22 protein-coding genes are annotated in these 18,542 nt (G+C 59.0%); 6 read left to right on the top strand and 16 right to left on the bottom strand.

What is annotated here, in order from left to right; all coding sequences use genetic code 11:
- Positions 1–451: 451 nt before the first annotated feature.
- Positions 452–850, top strand: coding sequence for an SRPBCC family protein (locus tag R6X40_RS04255; protein ID WP_318411207.1), 399 nt, complete (start codon positions 452–454; stop codon positions 848–850).
- Positions 851–862: 12 nt separating this feature from the next.
- Positions 863–1,213 (top strand): VOC family protein, encoded by a 351-nt coding sequence (locus R6X40_RS04250; protein WP_318411205.1) that lies wholly within the window; start codon positions 863–865, stop codon positions 1,211–1,213.
- A gap of 46 nt (positions 1,214–1,259) precedes the next feature.
- Here the strand turns inward: R6X40_RS04250 and R6X40_RS04245 are convergent, their stop codons facing one another.
- The 8 genes from R6X40_RS04245 to R6X40_RS04210 all read right to left on the bottom strand — a co-directional run bounded on the left by R6X40_RS04245 (position 1,260) and on the right by R6X40_RS04210 (position 8,937).
- On the bottom strand, positions 1,260–1,985 hold the full coding sequence (locus R6X40_RS04245) for a PAS domain-containing protein (protein ID WP_318411204.1): 726 nt from the start codon (positions 1,983–1,985) through the stop codon (positions 1,260–1,262).
- 394 nt (positions 1,986–2,379) lie between these two features.
- Positions 2,380–3,312, bottom strand: coding sequence for a lipid A biosynthesis lauroyl acyltransferase (locus R6X40_RS04240; RefSeq protein WP_318411202.1), 933 nt, complete (start codon positions 3,310–3,312; stop codon positions 2,380–2,382).
- An 11-nt stretch (positions 3,313–3,323) separates the two neighbouring features.
- Positions 3,324–4,352 (bottom strand): zinc-binding dehydrogenase, encoded by a 1,029-nt coding sequence (locus R6X40_RS04235; RefSeq protein ID WP_318411200.1) that lies wholly within the window; start codon positions 4,350–4,352, stop codon positions 3,324–3,326.
- A 52-nt stretch (positions 4,353–4,404) separates the two neighbouring features.
- Positions 4,405–5,688, bottom strand: coding sequence for a beta-ketoacyl-ACP synthase (locus R6X40_RS04230; RefSeq protein WP_318411199.1), 1,284 nt, complete (start codon positions 5,686–5,688; stop codon positions 4,405–4,407).
- A 12-nt stretch (positions 5,689–5,700) separates the two neighbouring features.
- Positions 5,701–6,906 (bottom strand): beta-ketoacyl-ACP synthase, encoded by a 1,206-nt coding sequence (locus tag R6X40_RS04225; protein ID WP_318411198.1) that lies wholly within the window; start codon positions 6,904–6,906, stop codon positions 5,701–5,703.
- Between the two features lie 2 nt (positions 6,907–6,908).
- Entirely contained in the window at positions 6,909–7,394 is a 486-nt protein-coding gene (locus R6X40_RS04220; protein ID WP_318411325.1) for a 3-hydroxyacyl-ACP dehydratase FabZ family protein, read from the bottom strand.
- A gap of 220 nt (positions 7,395–7,614) precedes the next feature.
- A complete protein-coding gene (locus R6X40_RS04215; protein WP_112834592.1) occupies positions 7,615–7,899 on the bottom strand; it encodes an acyl carrier protein in 285 nt (94 codons plus the stop codon).
- Positions 7,900–8,031: 132 nt separating this feature from the next.
- Positions 8,032–8,937 (bottom strand): LysR family transcriptional regulator, encoded by a 906-nt coding sequence (locus R6X40_RS04210; RefSeq protein WP_318411196.1) that lies wholly within the window; start codon positions 8,935–8,937, stop codon positions 8,032–8,034.
- Positions 8,938–9,052: 115 nt separating this feature from the next.
- Between R6X40_RS04210 and R6X40_RS04205 the strand changes: the two genes are divergently transcribed.
- Positions 9,053–10,078, top strand: coding sequence for an NAD(P)-dependent alcohol dehydrogenase (locus R6X40_RS04205; RefSeq protein WP_318411194.1), 1,026 nt, complete (start codon positions 9,053–9,055; stop codon positions 10,076–10,078).
- A 50-nt stretch (positions 10,079–10,128) separates the two neighbouring features.
- On the opposite strand, the gene R6X40_RS04200 is transcribed toward R6X40_RS04205, so the two are convergent.
- From R6X40_RS04200 to R6X40_RS04175, 6 genes are all read right to left on the bottom strand, one after another.
- Positions 10,129–10,557 (bottom strand): L,D-transpeptidase, encoded by a 429-nt coding sequence (locus R6X40_RS04200; RefSeq protein WP_318411192.1) that lies wholly within the window; start codon positions 10,555–10,557, stop codon positions 10,129–10,131.
- A 148-nt stretch (positions 10,558–10,705) separates the two neighbouring features.
- Entirely contained in the window at positions 10,706–11,689 is a 984-nt protein-coding gene (gene cbiB / locus R6X40_RS04195; protein ID WP_318411190.1) for an adenosylcobinamide-phosphate synthase CbiB, read from the bottom strand.
- Between the two features lie 14 nt (positions 11,690–11,703).
- A complete protein-coding gene (gene cobD, locus R6X40_RS04190; RefSeq protein WP_318411189.1) occupies positions 11,704–12,708 on the bottom strand; it encodes a threonine-phosphate decarboxylase CobD in 1,005 nt (334 codons plus the stop codon).
- Positions 12,705–14,009, bottom strand: a complete 1,305-nt coding sequence (locus tag R6X40_RS04185) for a cobyrinate a,c-diamide synthase (protein WP_318411188.1) — start codon at positions 14,007–14,009, stop codon at positions 12,705–12,707. The genes cobD and R6X40_RS04185 overlap by 4 nt, the downstream gene beginning before the upstream one ends.
- Entirely contained in the window at positions 14,006–14,848 is an 843-nt protein-coding gene (gene cobA, locus R6X40_RS04180; protein WP_318411187.1) for a uroporphyrinogen-III C-methyltransferase, read from the bottom strand. Before cobA ends, R6X40_RS04185 begins: the two co-directional genes overlap by 4 nt.
- Positions 14,845–15,366 (bottom strand): cobalamin biosynthesis protein, encoded by a 522-nt coding sequence (locus R6X40_RS04175; protein ID WP_412178326.1) that lies wholly within the window; start codon positions 15,364–15,366, stop codon positions 14,845–14,847. The genes cobA and R6X40_RS04175 overlap by 4 nt, the downstream gene beginning before the upstream one ends.
- 525 nt (positions 15,367–15,891) lie before the next feature.
- Between R6X40_RS04175 and R6X40_RS04170 the strand changes: the two genes are divergently transcribed.
- From R6X40_RS04170 to R6X40_RS04160, 3 genes are all read left to right on the top strand, one after another.
- Positions 15,892–16,059 (top strand): hypothetical protein, encoded by a 168-nt coding sequence (locus R6X40_RS04170; RefSeq protein WP_318411186.1) that lies wholly within the window; start codon positions 15,892–15,894, stop codon positions 16,057–16,059.
- A gap of 60 nt (positions 16,060–16,119) precedes the next feature.
- On the top strand, positions 16,120–16,383 hold the full coding sequence (locus R6X40_RS04165) for a DUF1488 domain-containing protein (protein WP_318411185.1): 264 nt from the start codon (positions 16,120–16,122) through the stop codon (positions 16,381–16,383).
- A 124-nt stretch (positions 16,384–16,507) separates the two neighbouring features.
- Complete coding sequence (locus R6X40_RS04160) at positions 16,508–17,293, top strand: TSUP family transporter (RefSeq protein WP_318411183.1); 786 nt, start codon at positions 16,508–16,510, stop codon at positions 17,291–17,293.
- 12 nt (positions 17,294–17,305) lie between these two features.
- Here R6X40_RS04160 and cobO read toward each other — a convergent pair whose 3' ends face one another.
- Both cobO and R6X40_RS04150 read right to left on the bottom strand, forming a co-directional pair.
- Positions 17,306–17,950: a cob(I)yrinic acid a,c-diamide adenosyltransferase gene (cobO, locus tag R6X40_RS04155; protein WP_318411181.1), complete on the bottom strand. Its 645-nt coding sequence runs from the start codon at positions 17,948–17,950 to the stop codon at positions 17,306–17,308.
- A complete protein-coding gene (locus R6X40_RS04150; RefSeq protein ID WP_318411179.1) occupies positions 17,947–18,537 on the bottom strand; it encodes a dimethylsulfonioproprionate lyase family protein in 591 nt (196 codons plus the stop codon). The genes cobO and R6X40_RS04150 overlap by 4 nt, the downstream gene beginning before the upstream one ends.
- Positions 18,538–18,542 lie beyond the last annotated feature (5 nt).

The following is an 18,542-nucleotide window of genomic DNA, read 5'->3' as shown; positions in this document are numbered from 1 at the left end:
GCTGAGGGAGTTTTGGCATTCAAATCGATTAACGACAAGTGATTGTTGTCAAAAGTGATACTTTTCCGATGCGATGAAATAGGCTTTGAACCCTTGGGGCGCTCGCTGAGGAGACCACACGGATAACGGATGAAACAGGGAGGCCTGGCGCACAAACCGGGCAAAAAAGATCGGTTATGGCCTCGTCTGTCGGGAAATACAGCGAGCAGCCGCTGGTGACAGCACTCTGCAGCGCATTTCGGTTACGGCCCCAACACAAGCGACCGAATTTTGCGTTTCCAGCAGCTTATTTCACTGTTGAGGACACATCGGCACGACGCCCTCTCTATTCTGGCGATCGATACCGGCTATGCTGATTAGGCGGCAGACCGCAGTCTGATTGTCCGTTTTGTCCAATCTTCTCCGTCTTGACGGCGGCATAGTCAGCAATGGTTTCAACGGAGGAAACAGCGTGCCTGCAATGGAAGCAAAAATCGTCCATATCAGCATCGAAAGGAACTGGCGCGATGTCTACGCATTCGCGTCGAGGCCGGAAAACATGCCACACTGGGCGTCCGGCCTTGCCGACGGTCTGGAACCGGATGGCGAGGATTGGGTGGCACACGGCGCGCTCGGCAATGCCCGCATCCGCTTTACCGCCCCCAACGATCTTGGCGTGCTCGACCACCTCGTCACACCGGAAACGGGACTGCAGGTGCACAACGCCCTGCGTGTCGTGCCGAACGGCGATGCAGCGGAAGTGATGTTCACGCTGCTCAGGCAGCCCGGCATGAGCAAGGAACAATTCGACAGCGATGCCGATTGGGTTAAGAAGGACCTCTCCGCATTGAAAGAACGGCTGGAAGTATAAAGGATTACCGCCATGGGACAGAAAGGCACCGACCGCCAGATCGACAATATCGAGTTTGCAGTTGCCGATATTGCGCGCTCGAAGGCTTTTTACGGCACAGCCTTCGGCTGGTCGTTTACGGATTATGGCCCCGAATATTGCGAATTCACCGATGGCAGGTTGACCGGAGGCTTGGCCACCGGAACAGCTAAACCCGGCGGCCCATTGATCATCCTCTATGCCGATGATCTTGCTGAAACACAGGCGCGGCTCGAAGCACAAGGAGCCCGCATCGTCGTGCCAACCTTCTCCTTCCCAGGTGGAAGGCGCTTCCACTTCCAGGATCAGGATGGTTACGAACTGGCTGTTTGGTCAGATAAGTAACCGTCAGCGAGCAGCGAGCGAGGGCAAGCGCCCTCGCCTTTCACGCTCACGCCGCGATTGAGCGGCGGCGGTCGGCGATTTCCTGCAGCACCAGAATGGCGCCGATGACCTTGCCGGTGCCCGACATGCAGGGTGTCATCCGGCAACGCACCACAATCGTGCGGTTTCCGACATCCTTGGCAAAGGTATAATCGATCAGCTCGCCGGAAAAACACTTGTCGAGGTTGGGCTTTACCCGCTGTTCGAAGCGCTGGATGCCAACGAACTCGACGATATGCCGGCCGACGAGATCCATCGGACGTTCGTCCAGCCGCGCTGCATTGACGGGGTTGGTATAGAGATAGCGGTAATCCGGCGTGATGACCGCAACCCGGTCGGGCAAACAATCAAGAATCGCTTCGTTGAGAAACCCTTCGTCAGCGCGGCCCCTGAGTGCCGCAACGTTAGGCGGCGGCGACATCCACGGCTTTCCGACAATCTCGTTGCTGCCAGGAGAGAAATAACGGTCGGCCAACGTTTGCAGGGCAGCGCGCTGACGCAGCACGCTCGACACATCGTCGGCTTCCTTGCGGAGCAGATCAAGGACGAACTGGAATTGCAGGCGAGCGTCGGTGACGTTGTCAGCCTTCTCCTCATAGATCGCAGTTAGAACCGGATCAATCTCGCGATCAAGAATGCTGATCAGCAGATCATCACCCGATTTAACGGCATATTGCAGCTGAGAATATTTGAACCAGAAGAGCTCGATCAGTGCCTTCAATTTCCACCCCACTCCCCCAATTTTCTGTTTCCGCTTGAAAAAGCTTCAGAAAATTGAACGCAATCAAAAATTAAATCGATTGAAAGGCGCCATTCCATGGACCCGAAGCGCTTGCAATCGCCTTATAGTAATATCAGAAGTTTACACCCAAAAAGACGGGGTTCAACACCTGAAAAATCACCTGAAACGTTTCCGGTGAACTTATTTTAGGCATTTAATATAAAACAATTCGAATTGCGTCGCTGTTTCCTCCCAAGGAGGCTGTATTTGCGACACGAGGGCACCCATAACACGAGAAAATGAGCTGAAGCACGCACAAAAAAGTGAAGGCTCACTCATTTATCGGGGACGGCGATATCGATTTGTCCGATCGCCGACGCCATACCGATAAAGGCTCGCGGCAAACTCAGTCTTTGAGGTATCTCTTGATGTGCCACCGGTCATGGTACCAGAGCCACTGGCCCGGATATTCCCGCACCCAGCTCTCGACCTTGTCATTCAACAATTGTGCTGTCGCATTGACATCGACACCTCCGTCGGGTTTACGCGGAATTTCGATGGCCGGCTCCAGCTCCAGGCGAAAGCGCCCATCCGGCAGCCGGATGGAGCGGGCGGGATAGACTTCGCAATTGAACTGCCGCACCAGCTTTGCCAGCAGCGGATTGGTGCGTACATCGCGGCCGAAGAATTGCGTCATCAGCCCCTTGCGGAACTTCTGATCGACCAGAACGCCGACGGCGCCACCGGCCTCCAACTTACGCGCCAGCGTGAACGACGATCCGGCATGCGAGGGCACCAGATTGCCCATGCGTTGCTTGCGGAAATCAAAAACTTTGTCAGCGACATAGGGATTGTTCGGGGGGCGGAAAAGCACCGTCACATCCAGCCCGAATGCGGCACTTGCGACCGGCAGGAGCTCGAAATTGCCGGTATGAGCAGTAAAGACGATGAACGGGCGCGGATTATCGCGCAGCTCCAGGAACAGCGGAATACCGGACACTTCAATACGGCCCGGCTTCGGGTTTTCCGGATCGAAATCGAACAGTTCATCCAGAAAGACGTATTCCGCCGCGAGCCTGCCGATGCTGCTCCAACTTTCCAGCGCAATCGCCTCGATCTCCGCCTCGCTTTTCTCCGGAAAAGCGTTGCGAAGATTGGTCATCGTCAGCTTGTGGCGCCGCTTCAGCTTAGGCCCGAGCCAGCGGGTGAAACCGGCAGAAAACTCGATGGCCCCTTTGGCTGGAAACAGCTTGAGCGTACCGAGAAGCAAAAAGACGAACTGCGCAATCGACCACTGGCGAAAACGCTTCGCCGAGAGCACCAGTCGTGTAATCAGCATGCGCACTGTGTTCAGTCCATCCGCAGGATGATTTTGCCGAAGACCTGGCGGGTTTCCATGCGCTCCAGCGCCTTGTCGATCTCGCTGAAACCGACTTCTGTGTCGATGACGGGGTGAACGAGCCCACGCGCCATCTTCTGCATGGCATTGGCCATGTTCTCCATCCGGCATCCGAAGGAGCCGAACAGCTTCAGCTGCTGCTGGAACAGCATCATCAGGTTCATATCAGTGGAGACGCCTGAGGTCGAGCCGCAGGTGACGAGACGGCCACCGCGCTTGAGAACGAACATCGAGGCAGCAAAGGTGTCCTTGCCGACATGTTCGAAGACAACATCAACGCCCTTCTTCTTGGTCAGCTTGCGGGTGACGCCCTCGAAACGATCCTTGCGGTAGTTGATGACGTGATCAGCGCCAAGCGCCTTGGCCCTTTCGATCTTGTCATCCGAGCCGACCGTGGTGATGACGGTGCAGCCGATCTTCTTCGCCAGCTGGATCGCCGCCGAGCCGATACCGGATCCACCAGCGTGAATGAGAATGGTTTCGCCCGGCTCAAGCTTGGCATTGTCGAACAGCATATGCTCGACGGTGCCGAAGGTTACAGGTGCCACAGCCGCAGCCACCGCATCGATGCCAGGAGGTGCCGGGACGAGCAGACGGGCCGGCAGATTGACCTTTTCCTGCGCAAAGCCATCAAGATGGAAGCCATGCACGCCGCCAACATGTTCGCAGAGGTTGTCACGGCCTTCGCGGCACGGGCGGCAGAGGCCGCAGGTACGCGCGCCATAGATCGACACCAACTGGCCCGGCAGGACATTGGATACGCCCGGGCCGATCTGATCGACCACGCCCGACGCTTCCGCACCAATCACCAATGGCATCTTGCGCTTGGCAAAGGCCATGCCGCGCCAGCCCCAGACGTCGATATGGTTGAGCGCGACAGCCTTGATGCGAAGGGTAACCTCACCAGGACCTGGAGCCTCCGGCTCGGGAAGATCGGTGATTTCCAGCTTGCGGTCGTCGACCAGTTGCAAAGCGCGCATGATATAAGTCCTTAAGCCCGAGGGGTTTGCCTCAAAAAAATATGATGTCCGATTAGGCCGGTTCAGCGGCCATGACAAGGCTGGCGTTCTGGCCACCGAAACCGAACGAGTTCGAGAGGACGGCAGTCACCTGCGCATCCCGCTTCACGTTCGGCACGACATCGAGAACGATAGACGGATCGGGATTCTGATAGTTGATCGTTGGCGGCACCGTGCCAGTCAGGATGGTCTGCAGCGAGAACACCGCCTCGACAGCGCCGGCAGCCGTCAACGTGTGGCCGATCATCGACTTGTTCGACGACACAGGAATGGACGGCAATGCTTCGCCGAACACCGACAGCATCGCGCCATACTCCATCTTGTCGTTTTCAGGCGTCGATGTGCCATGAGCGTTGATATAGCCGATATCGCCTTCGCTGAGACCAGCATCGGCAAGAGCTGCACGGATCGTCGCGATGGCCGGACCGCCGTCCGGTGAAGACCGCGTGCGGTGGAACGAATCGGCTTTTTCGCCGCAGCCCTTCAGGATGCCGTAGATTTTTGCGCCACGCGCGACCGCGGCTTCCAGTGATTCCAGCACCAGCGTTGCAGCACCTTCGGCAATGACGAAACCATCGCGGTCCTTGGAGAAAGGCTTCGACGCCCGCTCCGGCGGATCATTCTGGGTCGACAGAGCAGACAGAAGGGCAAAACGGATCAGCGCTTCGGCACTGACAGAACCATCGGTGGCAACGGTCAGCGCCCGGTCCGTGCGGCCCTGACGGATCGCTTCGACGCCGAGCTGGATGGCGGTAGCACCCGAGGCGCAGGCCGTCGAGAGCGTTACCGGTAAACCGCGTGTGCCGAAACGGTCGGAGAGGCGCTCGGAGATTGCACCGAACAATGCCGCCTCGTGGAACACGGGATCCGCACGGTCGCGCATCGCAGCGAGAAAACGATTATAGGCATCGCCCGGTTTTTGCGATGGCGGCGAACGGTCGGCAAGCTCGAAACGGGCGCTCCATTCCGGCTCGATCGGAGGAGCCGCGAGAAACAGCGGTCCGTTGAAATCGCCAGACAGACCGGCCTGTGCAAGCGCCTCGGCCGTCGTCTCACGCGCAAATGCGTAGGAACGCTCAACGGAGTTTTCGGCTGGAATATCAATGAAATCGACCGTTCCGCTGATTCGGGTCGAGAGGCCCTCAGTGGGGAACCGGGTGATCTTGTGGATGCCGGACACACCGGAGGTCAAAGCCTTCCAGTTGTCCTCGACGCCTTGACCGAGTGAGGTGATGACGCCCATCCCGGTGACGGCGATCAGCGGGCGGCCGAGATGATCCTTGTAAGCGCTGGTCATATCTGCCGCTCCTTATTCTTCTGCCGAAAGCACGGCGATACCTTCGCCGCGCGCATGACCGATCGTTGTGACGATGGCCGTCTTTGCAGGCTTTTCCATGAGCGTCTCGCCTGCCGGATCGAATGGCGGCACTTTGGCACCCGCTCCAAGCGACAACGCCGCAAAAGCCAGGCCCAGCGGGAACTGCGATTCCAGAGCGTGGCCGACGAGCCCGCCATAGGCACGCACGGCCGCCTTCGGGAACTGCGCGTCGAGAAAGGCCTTTTCGCGGGCCGCTAGATCATGGAACCCGGTCGTACCGGAAAACACAACAGTCCGCGAGGGGTCAGCGTCTGCAGCAGGGGCCGTCAGGTATTGCAGGCGCTGTTCAAGGCGATCCCCTTCGCGGCTACCGCGATCTCCGCCAACAGCATCGATCGTTGCATAGATGCGGGCATTGCGAGCCTCGGCATGCGCGCGCGATTCCAGCATCAGGAACGCACCGACCGAACCGGTGATCATGCCGCCGCCATTTTCAGGCTTGCGCGACCAGATCGGATGATGGCCACCAAGTGCATGCCCCTGGATGGCTTCGATCAAAAGGATCATGTCGAGACGTTCGGCCGAAAACGCACCGCCAACCAGCGTATGGGTCGACTGCCCGGCCTTGATGCGGGCAAAAGCGGTTTCGATCGCCGAAATACCGGCGCCCTCTTCCCCCATGAACGTGCGCGAAGAGCCGGTGACCTTGTGAACGATGGAGATATTGCCGGCCATCAGATTGGAAAGCTGGGCCAGAAACAATGTCGGGCGCAATTCGGTCGTCAGCTTTTCGTTGAGCAGCTGTTCGCGGTCATTGCGCTTCAGGGCTTCATCGACGATCAGCGAATCGACATTGATGTCGCGCTCGCCACCGCCGGCGGCCACGATCATGTCCATGCCGCCGCAGGCGTCCAGATCGTCCTTGAAACCGGCATCGTCAAGCGCCAGACCGGCACTGAAGACGCCGAGGCGCTGCCAGTTCTCCATCTGCCGCTGGTCACCACGCTTGGATATCTGCTGCGACCAGTCGATCTCCGGCAGCGGATGCACCGGATAGGGCGCGAAACGCTCGGTATCGACACGGACAACAGGCGTCTGGCCGGACGTCAGAAGTGCTGTATGCACGTCGGTGCCAACACCCTGGCTGGTGACGATACCGACACCGGTGATCACGACATCATTGGCGGACTTGCTCATCGTCATTCCCCCGTCGCGGCCGAGACCGCCATCGCAGCCATCAGCCCGACTTCTTCGGCACGCTTCTTGACGATCGGACCGAGCGGAACCTGATCGAACGGCATGGTGCGCAGTTTCAGCTGTGCATCGCAGACTTTTTTACCCTGCGATGTGATTTTAGCCTTCACGACGGCAAAGCCGGAACCGTCATGCTCAAGGAAAGCCTCAATGTCGAGGACGGCTTCCGGCTCGACAAATGTACGCATCTTGGCGCTATCGACCGACATCAGGAACGGCATTGCGGCGAAATCCGTAGCAGCAAGCACCAGAAAACCGCAGGCCTGCGCCATCGTTTCAATCAAGAGAACACCGGGAACCAGCGGATAACCCGGGAAATGCCCCTCGAAAACGGGGCTTTGGGCCGGAACAACCGATCGCGCCGTCAGCGTCTTGGCGTTGAGATCGACCGTTTCGACCCGATCGATCATCTGAAAATATTCAAGGAGCATCAGGAGCAAATCCAGCTTGGCCCGGAACATGGCGCTTGAGACAGCACCTGACCGGATTTCAAATCCGCGCATGATCCCGCCCGAAACCGGTCCGGCGTCGCGATCATGCGACCGTCAAGTAAAAACGCAAATGCCGCCTGTCAAGCGCGGTCCACGCGACAGGCGGCATTGATATGGTTCATGCACGTGTTCCCGCGTGTCAAACGCGCGATATCGTCAATCAGCCCTTGGCGGCCTTCAGTTCGTCAATCTTGGCGCAGAGGTTTTTCAGAACGAAATATTCTTCCGTCGAAACCTTGCCTTCGTTGACTTCCTGCGTCCACTGCTCAAGCGGGATCTTGATGCCGAATTCCTTGTCGATCGCAAAGACGATGTCGAGGAAGTCCAGGCTGTCGATGCCAAGATCGTCGATCGTGTGGCTTTCAGGCGTAATCGTCTCGCGATCGATTTCGCTCGTTTCTGCAATGATGTCGGCAACCTTGTCGAATGTAGCTGTCACGCGCATACCTCTTTAGAATACATGTTTTGCCGAACCTATAGGTAAATGCGGCTGAAAAGCCAATGGCCTTGGGCTCAAGAGTTGCATTTATGACCATGGTGTTGCTCAAACAGCAAGCCAAGCCTGAGATACCGACCCTCAAAGCCCTGTCGCGGCCGGCAGGCTCGCTGCCAAAGCATCGATTGCAAGCCGGACACGCAGCGGCAGATGCGGCGTCTGCGGCCATACGGCATGACAATCGAAGGACAGGCGGCGTTCCTCGACAAACAGCCGGACAAGACGGCCGTCGCGCACCTTGTCCTGAACCAGCCAACAAGGCAGCCAGACTAGCCCCAGCCCCGCAACACCGGCATCGGCGATCATTTCCAGATCATCGAAACGCATGCGCGAAGGCGGCAGGATTTCGGCGTCCGGCCCGCCCTCTACCGGAAAAAGCCACGAACGGATCCGGCCTGCGCGCGCGTAGAGGATCGCGTGATGGTCTTGCAACGCGTCTCTGCTTTCCGGCGTGCCATGGATACGCAGATAATCCGGAGCAGCGCAGACCGTCATGCGCTGATGCGCCAGCCGGCGCGTCATCAGCCCCGGCCGTTCACCCAGAGGGCCGTTGCGGATGGCAAGATCAAACCCGTCTTCGACGATATCGACTTGGCTGTCGGTAAAGTTCAGGTCAAGTTCCAGCTTCGGATGTTGGCTGGCAAGTTTCAGCAGGATAGGCGCGACGCAGCGTCGCCCGAACAAGACCGGCATCGAAACCCGCAACCGGCCTGCGACCTCCTTGCGGCCTGATTCGAGCATGGCCTCGCCTGCCCGCAGTTCTTCCAATGCCCGAAGGCAACGCTCGTAAAAAGCCTGACCGTCTTCCGTCAGCGTCTGGCTGCGCGTGGTGCGATGAAACAGCCGCGCGCCGAGCCGTTCCTCCAACCGGGCAATCGTCTTGCCAACAGCCGAGCGGGACAGATTGAGCCGCTGCGCAGCCGCTGAGAAGCTGGCCGCCTCAACCGCTTCGACGAATACCGATACGCCATTCAAACGATCATTCATGTCTTTTGTAGCCCCGAGGGAAACAATGATTGGAAATCATATCGCCACTGGCGAATGAAACGCAATGCTAGCTTCGCCTCATTGCTTGAACGAAGCCAAAATGCAGGAGACGAATATGACGGAAACAATGAGGCGCTGGTCGATGCCGGCGATCGGCCGTGACAATCTGAAACTGGAGACCGTCGCGATACCCGAGCCGGGACAAGGCGAAATCCGCGTCAAGGTTTCGGCCGCATCGCTGAACTATCGCGACAAGCTGGTGATTGAAACCGGCATGGGGCTCGCCTTGCCCACACCGTTCGTTCCGGCGTCCGACATGGCCGGCGTGGTCGACAGTATCGGATCCGGTGTCACCCGTTTCAAGCCCGGCGACAGGGTGATGTCCATGTTCAAGCCCGACTGGGTCGACGGCCGCGACGATGGCAACGCCCGCACGCCGGCCTATAAGACCCTTGGCGGCGCCTATCAGGGCGTTCTGGCCGACTATGTCGTGTTTCCGCAAGATTGGGTTACCGCCTCGCCGCACAGCCTTGATGATGCGCAGGCCAGCACCCTACCCGTCGCCGGACTGACGGCGTGGTTCGCACTGATCGAACTCGGCAAACTCAAGGCCGGATCGACCGTGCTCGTCCAAGGCACCGGCGGTGTCGCCCTGTTCGGGCTACAGATAGCCAAGGCATATGGGGCCAATGTCATCGTCACGTCCCGCAGCGACGGGAAACTGGAACGCGCCAAAACGCTGGGCGCCGACCACGGCATCAACAGCAGCAAGGAAGACTGGGTCGAAGCCGTCTATAGAATCACCCGTGACGAAGGTGCCCATCACATCCTGGAAATCGCCGGCGGCGCCAATCTCGGGCAGTCCATCCGTGCTGTGGCCGTGCATGGACAGATCTCGGTCATCGGTGTTTTCGAAGGTTTCGAGGTCGCCGGGCCTGCAGCACCGCTCTTGTTGAAATCACCCGTTATCCAGGGAATCAGCGTTGGCCATCGGCGATCGCTGGAGGATTTCGCCGACGCCATCGATAAGACAGGGATTAAACCGGTGATCGATGCCCGCTATCCGCTGGAAGATTTGCATCAGGCGCTTGACCATCTCGACAGCGGTCCGTTCGGCAAGATCATCATCGAGCTGAATTGAAATCGGCAGATGTCCTGAGATCGGCGCGCTGCCGACCTCAGGACATTATCTTACCGGCTGACGACGATCTGGGTGTTTTTCAGACCGTACTCACTGGCCAGCGCGAAAAACTCGGCAGCATTTTCCGGATGCAGGCGGATACAGCCATGCGAAGCCGGACGGCCGAGACGCTTGAGGTCGAAGGTTGCGTGAACGGCGTAACCGCCGTTGAAGAAAACGGCATAAGGCATCGGCGCGTTGTCATATTTGCGTGAGCGATGATCTCTCGACAGCCACTTGGCGCTCCAGCTTCCTTGCGGTGTGACATAACCCTTCCGGGCAGTCGAAACCTTCCAGCGATACCGGACGAAACCATTCTGCGACACAGTCATGGTTTGAGAAGAAAGGCTGACCCTTGCAACAAGATTGGCTGCAAAGGCCGAAGGCGAATGAAATTGCATCAACAAGACGGCCAAAGAAGCAAAAAAGAATTTACGCATGAAAACTCTCTCCGAAAAGTACGCACCTTTTTACTGGTGTCCCAACACGACACAGACTCTACAGCCTTTGAAATGATAGACGTTTAAGACAATTGGAAAATTCTGCGTTAACGCGCACGAATAAGATTTTTCGATTTGAGTAATGTCTTCAAACTATACCGGCGAGGGTGACCACAATCATTGCTAAAACTACGAGCATTCCGCAGGCACCGTAGAATATAGAAACGCCGGTCTCTACGTCTGCGACCGTTGCCACTGCCCGGCCCGCTCCATTGATCATCGGCTCGTTTACCTCAGCACCAGCGTAAATTCTCGGGCCAGCCAGCTGCACATCGAGCGCGCCGGCCATCGCGGCTTCCGGCCAGCCGGAATTCGGCGAACGATGCAAGCCGTGATCGCGTAACGCGACCCCAAGGGCATTGCCAGCCGCGCGCCGCCCAGTGATCAAGGCAGCACCGGCTGCAATCAGCAAAATCGATAGCCGGGCAGCCGGAATGTTGGCGAGATCGTCGAGACGAGCGGAAGCCCAGCCGAAATGGAGATATTTCGGGCTTTTGTGACCGATCATCGAATCGGCGGTGTTGAGCATCTTGTAAGCCAGCAACCCGGGCAGCCCGAGCAGCGCGTACCAGAAGGCAGGCGCAACGACACCGTCGGAAAAGTTCTCCGCCAGACTTTCGATCGCCGCCCTGCACACGGCTGGCTCGTCCAGGGTCTCGGGATCACGCCCGACAATCATCGACACCGCCCTGCGGCCGCCCTCCAGGCCACCCGTCCGAAGACCGGTGGCCACCCGTGACACATGGTCGGCGAGGCTCTTCTGCGCCAGGAATACCGCGACGACGATGATTTCAAGCAGCCAGCCGAAAAGCCCGATCTGCATGAACAACCGATGCAGCGCCCAGCCGCAAAGAAGGCTCAATAGCAGCAATCCGGCGATGACCAGAACGCCGCTGATCCGCAGCGCGTCCTCTCCCAGACGCTTGCGGTTGAACGTCCGGTCGCACCAACCGATCATCGCGCCGAAAAGGACGACCGGATGCGGCAACCGGCGCCAGAGCCAATCGGGATCGCCGATGATCCGGTCGAGCAGAAGGGCAGCGATCAGGACAAGCAGAATTCCGGTCGACATCAAGGGGGGTCCGTTCAGGCGAGGTGCGCGCTGCGCAGGGCATCCGCCAAGCGTGTATCGCCAGCGGTATCCGGCGCAAGTCCAATCCTCAGCCAAGCGGGTGCATAACTGAATTTTCGCGTCAAAATTCGGGCATGACACAGGTGTTCATGCAGTTCTGAAGCCTGTTTGTGCTCGATCAGTGTAAACAGCGGCGTGCCGCCGATGATCTCCAGCCCGGCCTGCCGGATCACAGCTTCCAGACCTTCCTGACGTACCGATATCAGCGCCTGCACCGCCTGCGTATCGCCATCCATCAGTTTTGTCGCCGTCACCAGCGCCGGTCCCGACACCGCCCAGGGACCAAGCCATTCCTGAAACGCCGAAACAACCGGTTCCGCGGCAATCACGAAACCAAGCCGCAGTCCCGCCAGCCCGAAGAATTTACCGAAGGAGCGAAAGACGATGAGATTGTCGTGACCGGCGGCCTGCGCTGCCACACTGAGATGCGGCCCGGTATCGCCAAACGCCTCGTCGACAAGCAGCCCCCCGCCATGGACCTTCATGCGGCTTGCCATATCGATGATCTCAGCCGGCAGAAAAGCGCGCCCGGTCGGATTGTTGGGATTGACCAGAACAGCCAGCCCATGATCCGGCGACAACTGATCGGACTTGGAAATCTCGTCGATCTCGAAACCGGCACTGATGAAGGCCCGTGCATATTCGCCGTAGGTCGGCCCGAAAATGGCGACACGCCTGCCCGGTGCGACGAGATGCGGCAGAAGCTGGATGACCGATTGTGTGCCGGGAACAGGAAGCGGCAGAGTATCACCGCTATGATAATAGCGGGCAGCCGCATGCCGGGCGCTATCCACCAGATGGCGATCCGGCAGCCGGTGCCAGGCCTGCATCGGAATATCGGGCAATGTCACCGGGTTGGGATTGATGCCGGTCGAAAGATCAAGCCAATCCTCGGGCCTGCCGCCAAAAGCCGCCGCTGCCTCGGTGATGCCGCCACCATGCACGATCGGGGCAGTCATACGGACTGGGCCGTATCGATGAGATGCATGAAAGACCCAGCGACCTGCCCGCGCCGCAGCCCGGCAGGCCCAAGCGGCGTCCCGGCAGCGTCAGCGGTGTCGAACAGCCGGTCGGCATTGCCCTCCGACAGGATCGTGGCATAGTGAAATTCGTGCGCCATCAGTGAACCATCAAAAAAAATGCCATCAAGCGGCGTGACCCGCCGGTATCCCAAATGCCGTTTGCGCACGGCAAAACTGGTGGACAGCGGAAGAAAACCGAGCATTCCGTAACGCTTGCCATCGGCTGCGACAAGCCCCTCACCCAGCACCATGTAGCCGCCGCATTCTCCAAAAATGCGCGCGCCACGGTCCCGCACTGCCGTCATCCCGGATTTGAACTGCCCGGCATTGGCCAAAGAGCCGGCGTGAAGCTCGGGATAACCGCCCGGCAGATAGACGGCATCCGCATCGTCTGCGGGCGCCTCGTCGGCCAAGGGCGAGAAAAATGTCAGCTCGGCGCCGGCACTCCGCCAGCCGGACAGAAGGTGCTCATAGCAAAAGGCAAAAGCGATATCGCGGGCGATGGCGATCTTTTGGCCAAACGGCTTCAGCGGCTGGACATGGACCTGCGCATGATTTGCCGTCCGTGATCGGGCCAGAGACAGGATGGCATCCAGATCACAGCCCTGTTCAACCTGCGCTGCAGCATGGGCAATGAACGCATCCAGACCGCCATGTTCCGTCGCCTGCACGAGGCCGAGATGGCGTTCCGGCAGCTTCAAGGCCTCGTTCTGACGCAGGACGCCAAGCACCGGCATTCCGCTTGCCGCCAGCGCGCCGCGCAACATCATTTCATGGCGATCACTGCCAACCTTGTTGAGGATGACGCCGGCCACATGAACATCATCGCGATGGGACGCATAGCCGCGCACAAGGGCGGCAACGGATTGCGACATGCGGGCGCAATCGACGACCAGAACAACCGGCAGTCCCAGCATTGCCGCCAGATCGGCAGGAGAGCCTGTTCCATCCATCGCCCCGTCGAAGAGCCCCATCATGGCCTCGACAATCAGCACCTCGCCACCGGCAGCCTGGCTGGCCGCATTGGCGCGCAGAAAATCCGGCCGCATGGCCCAGGGGTCATAGTTGAGGCAGGCCCTGCCGCTTGCGGCCGTATGAAAGGCAGGATCGATGTAATCCGGCCCGGCTTTTCCAGGCGCCACAGCGACGCTGCGATTGCGCAAGGCCCGCATCAGGCCAAGGGTCACGGTGGTTTTTCCGGAACCGGACGATGGCGCAGCAATCAGCAGTCCGCTCATGCCGGGTCCTTGTAAGCCCGGCTCGACAAAGGGTCGGAAATCAGAACGCGGCCATGGAGAGCACCCAACCAGTCGAGCGACGCGCGCAGGCGGACCACCTCTCCGACAACGACGATGGCGGGCGGCTCAAGCCCGGACGCAACCACATCGGCCTCGGCCCGCGAAAGCGTCGTTTCCAGCACCGTTTGTTCGGGGGTCGCGGCATTGCAGACGAAGGCGACCGGTTCGTCCTGCGAGCGGCCGGCGGAAATCAGATTGGCCGCGATCTGACCGATATGCTTCATCGCCATATACATGACGATGACAGGCGATCCCTTGGCAATGCCTTCCCAGTGAATCCGGTCAGGAACCAGTCCGGAAGAATCATGCCCGGTCAGGAACGTCACAGCGTGATTGACCTCGCGATGCGTTACCGGAATACCGGCATAGGCAAGCCCGCCAATACCGGCGGTAATGCCCGGCACGATGCGGAACGGGATGCCATGCTCGACCAGCGTCAAGGCCTCCTCGCCGCCACGGCCGAACACGAAGGGATCACCGCCCTTCAGCCGCAGCACGCGCTTACCTTGACGCGCCAACTCGACCAGCCGCAGGGAAATGTCGCGCTGTTTGGGCGACGGCTTGCCACCACGTTTTCCGGCAAACTCCAGAACAGCACCGGGCTTTGCCAGGCTCAGGCAGTCGGCGTTGACCAGAGCATCATGAACGATGACATCGGCCTGGCGCAGCGCATTGGCCGCATGAAGGGTCAGCAAGCCGGGATCACCGGGACCGGCGCCAACAAGCCAGACCGAGCCCGGCGCCAGTTCTGGCAGACCGGAAAACAATGCGTCGGTCATGATGCGGCTCCTGATAAGCCGGACATAACGCAACCTGATTCTCGATATGAGGATGCAGAATCATTTTGCCAACTCCCGGCGGCAACATCCTGACTTGATTCGGAAAATACCCCAAGGGCGATCGCCGCGGTCGCATGGGCTGACTTGATCTTGGGAACGATCAAGGCCCCCGCCTTGCCTGCAGCAGCCAGTGCCGCAGCCTCCGCCACACCATGACAACCGGTCAATGCAAAGACAACATCTGACGGATTTTCCAGCCGTGGTGACTGCGCCTCCAGCGTATCAGCGTCGAAGACCATGAAAGGCACGGAAAAATGAGTGGCGGCGACGAGCATTGCGGGCTCGCTCTCGCGGCTATCCAGCGACGCAATACCGGTCAGCAAAAGGCGATCGAAACCCGAGAGGCGCAACGCCTCCTCGGCAAGCGCGATCACTTCGTCGCAAGGCGTGCCGCGCTCGCAGCCAAGGCCCAGAACGACCGGCCTGCGGCCTGCCTGATCGCCGATATCCAGATGCATCACTAAAACGGGCCTCCCGAGCCGCACAATCGAGATGCGCCGGGGCCTTCGACAGCCAAAAGCGTCGAAGCGGTCTGGACAGCACCGGATGAAGCCCCCTGACTGGGTCGGCCGTACCGGACGCTCTTTCAGCCCACCGTGATGGGCGCCGTCGCACGTTCCTCCTGTTTACCGGAGGCCACCTGCCCGGTCAAACCGGATTGCGTCATTCGCGAAACAGCCTGCGTCATACAGGCGAATACCAGCCTTTTGAATGTCAAATTCGCCCATCAGCAATTTGAACTCACTTAAACCTCATTTGACGCCCACGCCTCGGAAAGGTGCCCCACTAAAGACGCATACGCCTGCGGCACCGCATTCCGCTTTGGAACATTTCTGACGATGACGAGCCCCATTCGCTGCTTGTCACCGCGCCACCAAACAACATGAGTGACGTCACGAACCGCAGAGCGTTGCGCGTTCGGCGCGCGGGCATTTAACGAAACCGCATTCCCGCTTGCCGGTGCAATGCAGGAGGACGGCCGCATGATGTTTTTCAAGAGAAAACCCGCCCTGATCAAGATCCTCGCCATAGCGGTACCCAAACCGGCGCGTTACCCAGCCGAGATCAAGATCAAGACGGCGAGCAAGCCCGATAGCGATGGCCGGCATCGCCGCATGCTGCGCACCGTCGAAGACAACCGTCTTCTGTAAGCCACACGGTCCGGCATGCGTTAAATACCTAATCCTCCATAATCCAAGGCATATCGCTTCATGGCATTGACGTTTCCGAACACCAGCCGCAGTTACGATGAAACCGCGAGACGCGTCCGCTTTCTCGGCCATGACGGCATGTTCGAAGTGAAATTCTTCGTCGATATCGGCGCATTTTCGAAGATCGCCTCGCGCGCTCCAAGCGAAGCCGATTGCCTTGCGGCCTTCGATGCGGCGCGCAGTTCGGTCCAGGATATCGCGCGCAAGGCCTATGGGCGCGACCGTCGCGACAGCTATGTGCTGACCGAAGCGCATTTCAAATAGGGCATAAACCCGGCGCGATTTTCAGGAGGGGTCGGCACGATCCTTCCCCTGTCTTTGCATTTCCGGCAAACCTCTGACACACAGTGGCTGAATTTCCATCCGCTCTGGCTGTCCGAGTCTCCCCGTGCACGATCTTGCTCCCCATCTCCTCGCCTTCCTGTTTGCAGCCGCGTTCCTTGCCGGTTTCATCGATTCTATCGCCGGGGGCGGTGGGATGATCACCATCCCAGCCATGCTGATTGCCGGTATTCCGCCGCTCGAATCGCTCGGAACCAACAAGCTGCAATCCCTGTTCGGATCAGGCTCCGCCAGCATCGCCTATGCGCGGCGCGGCCACGTCAATCTGGTGGAGCAATTGCCGATGGTGGCGCTTGCGCTCATCGGCGGCGGGCTGGGTGCAGCACTTGCAACGATCGTTCCAGGAGACGTTCTCAAGGTGGCGCTGCCATTTTTCCTGATCGCCATCGCCCTTTATTTCGGCCTCAAGCCGAACATCAGCGACACCGACCGGACGCGCCGGATGACGCCATTTCTATTCGGCCTCATCTTCGTTCCACTGATCGGCTTCTACGACGGCGTCTTCGGCCCCGGCACAGGTTCCTTCTTCATGCTGGGGTTTGTGACCTTGGCCGGTTTCGGCGTCTTGAAGGCGACGGCACACACGAAATTCCTCAATTTCGGCTCGAATGTCGGCGGCTTCATCGTCTTTGCGTTCTACGGCGTGGTTCTGTGGAAAGTCGGCCTCGTGATGGGCGTCGGCCAGTTTGCCGGCGCGCAGGTTGGCTCACGTTTCGCCATGAAGAACGGCGCCAAGATCATCAAGCCGCTTCTGGTCGTCACCTGCATCGCACTGGCGATCAAGCTTCTGGCAGATCCGGGCCACCCGGTCCGGATCTGGCTTGGCTGGTAAAATCAGGGCCGCTCAGAATTCGACGCCGACCTGCGCCTTGATGCCGGAGCGGAAGGGATGCTTGATCAATTCCATCTCGGTGACGAGATCGGCCGCTTCAATCAGCTCTTCCTTGGCGTTGCGGCCGGTCAGCACCACATGGGTCATGTGCGGTTTTTCTTCCTTGAGGAACCGCACGACTTCAGCAACATCGATATAATCGTAGCGCAGCGCGATGTTGATCTCGTCGAGCAGCACCATGGAATTGCGTTCGTCACGGATCAGCTCCTTGGCCTTTTCCCAGGCCTTTTCGGCCATGGCGATATCGCGTGAACGATCCTGTGTTTCCCAGGTAAAGCCTTCACCCAGCGTATAGAACTGGCAGACATCGCCAAAATGCTTCTCGATCAGGTCGCGCTCACCGGTTTCCCACGCCCCCTTGATGAACTGGACGACGGCTGACGGCATGCCGTGGGCGATATGGCGGAAGATCATGCCGAAGCCGGCCGTCGATTTGCCCTTGCCCTTGCCGGTATTGACGATGATCAGACCTTTCTGGTCCGTCTTTGTCGCCATGATCTTTTCGCGCGCGGTCTTCTTCTTTGCCATCTTCATGGCATGGCGCGCCTCGTCATGCACGGGGGCGGTCTCGGTTGCCTGTACGTCGTCTTCACTCATGGTGTGTCCCCTTGAAATTTTGGTTTTTCTGAAAGCGGCCCGCCGCGCCACAGGTAAAGTGCGACAAGCAGCCGGTCCTTGGTTTTCATGGCGTGATTGACGCCGGATGGATGATGGATCACCTCGCCTGCATTACGGCCTGTGAAAGCGCCTCGATCCTTGCTCCAAAGCGATCCGTCCGTCAGCGGAATGTAGATTTCTTCGGCGGCGTGATGGTGATCCGGATAGTCAATACCGGACCCGAGCACCAGAAAACCACCAGCCATTTCGTCACTGACAAAATGTCCGCGTGAACCGAACATTTCTACCCAGCCATAGTTTTGCAAAAAATGATTGCCGAAGTCGGCCGACGTATAGGTGCGTGCCCAATGAAGATCGGGCGCGTACCGCAGGAGCGATTCAAGAAGCACATCGCCCCGTCCGGTCTCGATCGAATGCAGACGCTCAATGACAGGGATATCAGCCGCCGCCAGCTGCCGGGATGGCAGGTCCAAATCGAAACCAGCGATGAAACGCCTAACCTCCGGCGCATCCATTGCAGCCAGATAGTCCCTGAATGTCGCCAGCAACCCGCGCGGGTCCATCATCGCCG

Origin of the sequence: Rhizobium sp. PL01 (genome assembly GCF_033447125.1) — a bacterium.
Taxonomy (GTDB): Bacteria; Pseudomonadota; Alphaproteobacteria; order Rhizobiales; family Rhizobiaceae; genus Pararhizobium.
This window is presented reverse-complemented; position numbering and strand designations above follow the sequence as displayed.